Below are 3252 nucleotides of genomic sequence, written 5' to 3'. Positions count from 1 at the left end.
TGTGTTTCCCCCAGCGCAAAAGCATTTAAAGGCTTGCCCAGGCGGGGCAGGAGCAGTACCGGAATCAGGATGAAAGGTGAAACCGTGACGACCGTTTCCCAGGTAGCGCCACCCAGACTGCCCAGCATCCAAAAAGTGATGTTCCTGAGCTGCTGATCGTCAGCAGCGAAGGTGATCAGGCCGGTCAGCGCACCGGCGAGCGCATTGATGGCAATACCGGCGAGCAGCATGGTCGCAACATTAGACTTGCCATCAGTTTTGGAGATCTGGTAGACCAGTAAGGCTGCTATCCCTGCACCCGAAAAAGCACCAAATGCCAGCAGATAATAACCCAAAAGATTACTTAGACCGGCAAGCAGGCTGATCTCCATTACAATAATGATGACCGCCATGAGTGATGCGCCCGCCGAAATACCGATCAGTCCCGGCTCAGCAAGCGGATTCCTGAAAATGCCCTGTATTGCCGTGCCGGATATGCCCAGGGCGGCCCCGACCAGCAAACCCAGTAATACCCTGGGGATCCGGACAATATTCATAACCACAACATATTGCTCAGAAACTGCGGCATCACCAAACAGACCTATCTTCCTGCCAATGATGATCAGTACATCCGGCAAGGGGATCTTTACAGCTCCCAAACTCATAGAAAAAGCAGAAGCCAGGATCAACGCCGCGGTAAGGCTCATGTATAAAACCAGTTTTTTATTTACCATTTGGCATTCAGCTGTTTCATTGCTTCTCCAAGCCTGACCGTAAAACCAGCCAGCAGGTCACCGTCCATCTCCACTATTTTCTTGTTTTTTCCTGCATTGGTGAGCATTACACCAGGCATTTTCAAAATACTGCTGGTCCCGCCCAGGCTTTTCAGGCCGAAATCAAACAGGAGGATCACATCCGGATTGGCACTGACCAAAGCTTCAGTAGTGTAAGGTTTGTATTTTGAAAAACCCTGCGCCGCATTCCGGCCGCCAGCCAGCCTGATGATCCCGTCTATACTGGTTTCCTTTCCGGCGACCATCATTACACCCGTTCCGCGGGCATACAGAAACAATACTTTAGGGGACTTTGGATTTTTGCCAACGGCTTTTTGGGCTTCAGCAACACTTGCTGCGGTCTGTTTAGCCAGTTCTTCTCCTTTGGCTGCATTGTCCAAAGCTGCCGCCACCTGGCGGATGAAATTCAGTGTGCCCTTTACCGTGTATTCCTGTTTAATGACCATCAGCTTTATGCCCGCAGATTTCAGCTGGTACTCCACTGCTTTTGAGATCATATTTTCGGGGGCAAGTACCAGATCGGGTGAAAATGAAATGATCCCCTCAGCTGAAGTACTGCGGTCTTTGCTGACCCTCGGCAATTTTGCAGCGTAAGCAGGGTAGAGGCTCGTTACATCTACAGCCACGATCTGCGGGCCATAACCCAGCGCATCAACAGTCTCTGTCAGGGCCGAACTCAGGGTGATGATCCGCTTCGTCAACGCAGCAGAAGCAGAAAAACCGAAAGCCATAAATATCAAAAGGAACAAAATTCTATTCATTTTTTGTAGGGTTTTTATTGTGTATTCTGCTGCAAAGGAAGTCTTATTTAAAATTATTCCAAATAATTGCCTGCTATTAACGGTTTCGGTATTTTAAAGCTGATGCACGTTAAAACGGGAACAGCAAGTATCTTAAAAAGACTTAAATATTTGTTTCATAGTGCTTTAATTCATTCTGCCAAACCTATCAGCACTTCAGTTCCATGTTGATTTTTACCTTAAATCATCCCGATTCCATAAAAACAATCCCGAAATGGTTAAAAATAATCCCCATCACGTTGCTTGATTTTAAGCAAATGTAAGCATATTTGTCGTCTTATTTAGAATGATTAAAAATAACTATCCTTTGTTTATGTCCCCAAACTGCCTCTGCAAAACCCTCCTGATCTGCTGCCTGATGCTAGCTGCCCTGCCGGGCCGGGCCATCGGTTTAAAGCGGCAGATAACGGAAACAAAAGGAAGTCTGGATGGGGTCATTACTGATGAACAGGGCAAGCCTCTGCAAGGCATAGTGCTTAGTTTGCAGCCGGATCATAAAAAAGCAATAACCGATGCCAGGGGCAGGTTCCGGATAGCAGATTTATATGCGGGTACCTATACCTTAACCATCAACGCCATCGGGTTTAAGAACTATACACAGCAAACGGACATATCCGCCGGGAAAATAACGGTACTAAATATCCTGCTCCGACAAGGCGACAAAGAACTCAAAGAGGTAAACGTGAGCGGCATTCACAGCAACCCGGATAATTTTATAGACATGACCCGTACGGCTATGCCCGGCAAGGTCATCACCCGCGCTGAAATAGAGGCCATGGGGAGCCGCAGACTGGATGAGGTGTTAAAAGAACAAACCGGGCTCGCTATTGTCAACGATATCGGCTCCGGCAACAGGGCGGTGGGTTTGCAAATGCAGGGATTTGACAGCGGATATACCATGATCATGATAGACGGGCAGCCCATGGTCGGGCGCAACAACGGCAATTTTGACCTGTCCCGCATTACGGTTTCCAATATTGAAAGGATTGAGCTGATTAAAGGCGCCTCATCCTGTTTGTTTGGCAGCGAGGCGCTGGCCGGAGTGGTCAATATTGTAACCCGGAAAAACATTAGTCAGCCGCAAGGTATGGCCGCGCTCAGATATGGCAGTTTCCAAATGACAGATGCCACGCTTGAAGGCGAAACACCCTTTGCAGGCAAGAAAGGTTCGGTCTACCTTTCCGGAAATTACTACCGGACAGATGGTTTCAATTCCAATCCATACCTGTCTGAGGGCAAGACGGCACCTCCCTTCAGTAGTTATGCCCTGCAGGGCAGGGGCCGCTACCAGCTCAGCGACATCAGCACATTGAGCCTGAACGGGAGGTTTGTGACCCGGCATTCCGAAAACCAGATCGCCTACCAGGGCATCAAGCCCAGCGCAGATGTGCTGGATGAATATGATCTGAACGGATCTGTGTCGCTCAATAACAACTTCAGGAACGGGTTAAGGCTAAAGTCACAGTACTACCTGACCAGGTACCAGAATGAACAAAACATTACCGATCTGAACAGCGGTTCCGTCATGCCGGGCAGTAGCTTTAAGCAATACCTGCACCGCGCAGAAGTACAGCTGGCAAAACAGGCTGGTGCATCAATTGAATTCACAGGAGGGACAGGAACGGCATATGAGCTGCTGGACAATACCTTTTACCGGGGTAACAAAAGCATGAGCAATT

Annotated in this window: 3 protein-coding genes; 1 reads left to right on the top strand and 2 read right to left on the bottom strand. The window is 48.7% G+C overall.

Annotation, left to right across the window (positions count from 1 at the left end):
* Both VK541_RS04600 and VK541_RS04595 read right to left on the bottom strand, forming a co-directional pair.
* Positions 1-686, bottom strand: a 686-nt coding sequence (locus tag VK541_RS04600; protein WP_324367382.1) for a FecCD family ABC transporter permease, incomplete at its 3' end; no start/stop codon positions are given.
* Between the two features lie 20 nt (positions 687-706).
* The gene (locus VK541_RS04595; protein WP_324367380.1) at positions 707-1534 is read right to left on the bottom strand and encodes a heme/hemin ABC transporter substrate-binding protein; all 828 of its coding nucleotides are present in this window, start codon (positions 1532-1534) and stop codon (positions 707-709) included.
* A 352-nt stretch (positions 1535-1886) separates the two neighbouring features.
* On the opposite strand from VK541_RS04595, the gene VK541_RS04590 reads away from it, so the two are divergent.
* The coding region (locus tag VK541_RS04590) for a TonB-dependent receptor (RefSeq protein WP_324367379.1) at positions 1887-3252 on the top strand (1366 nt) is incomplete at its 3' end.

Source organism: Pedobacter sp. (assembly GCF_035317785.1).
In the GTDB taxonomy this organism is placed as follows: Bacteria; Bacteroidota; Bacteroidia; order Sphingobacteriales; family Sphingobacteriaceae; genus Pedobacter.
The sequence above is the reverse complement of the archived record's forward strand: the minus strand, read 5'-3'. Positions and strand labels throughout refer to the sequence as shown.

Excerpts from the sequence above, each read along its gene's own strand:
- VK541_RS04595 (WP_324367380.1), bottom strand. The coding sequence starts at position 1,534 with ATGAATAGAATTTTGTTCCTTTTGATATTTATGGCTTTCGGTTTTTCT.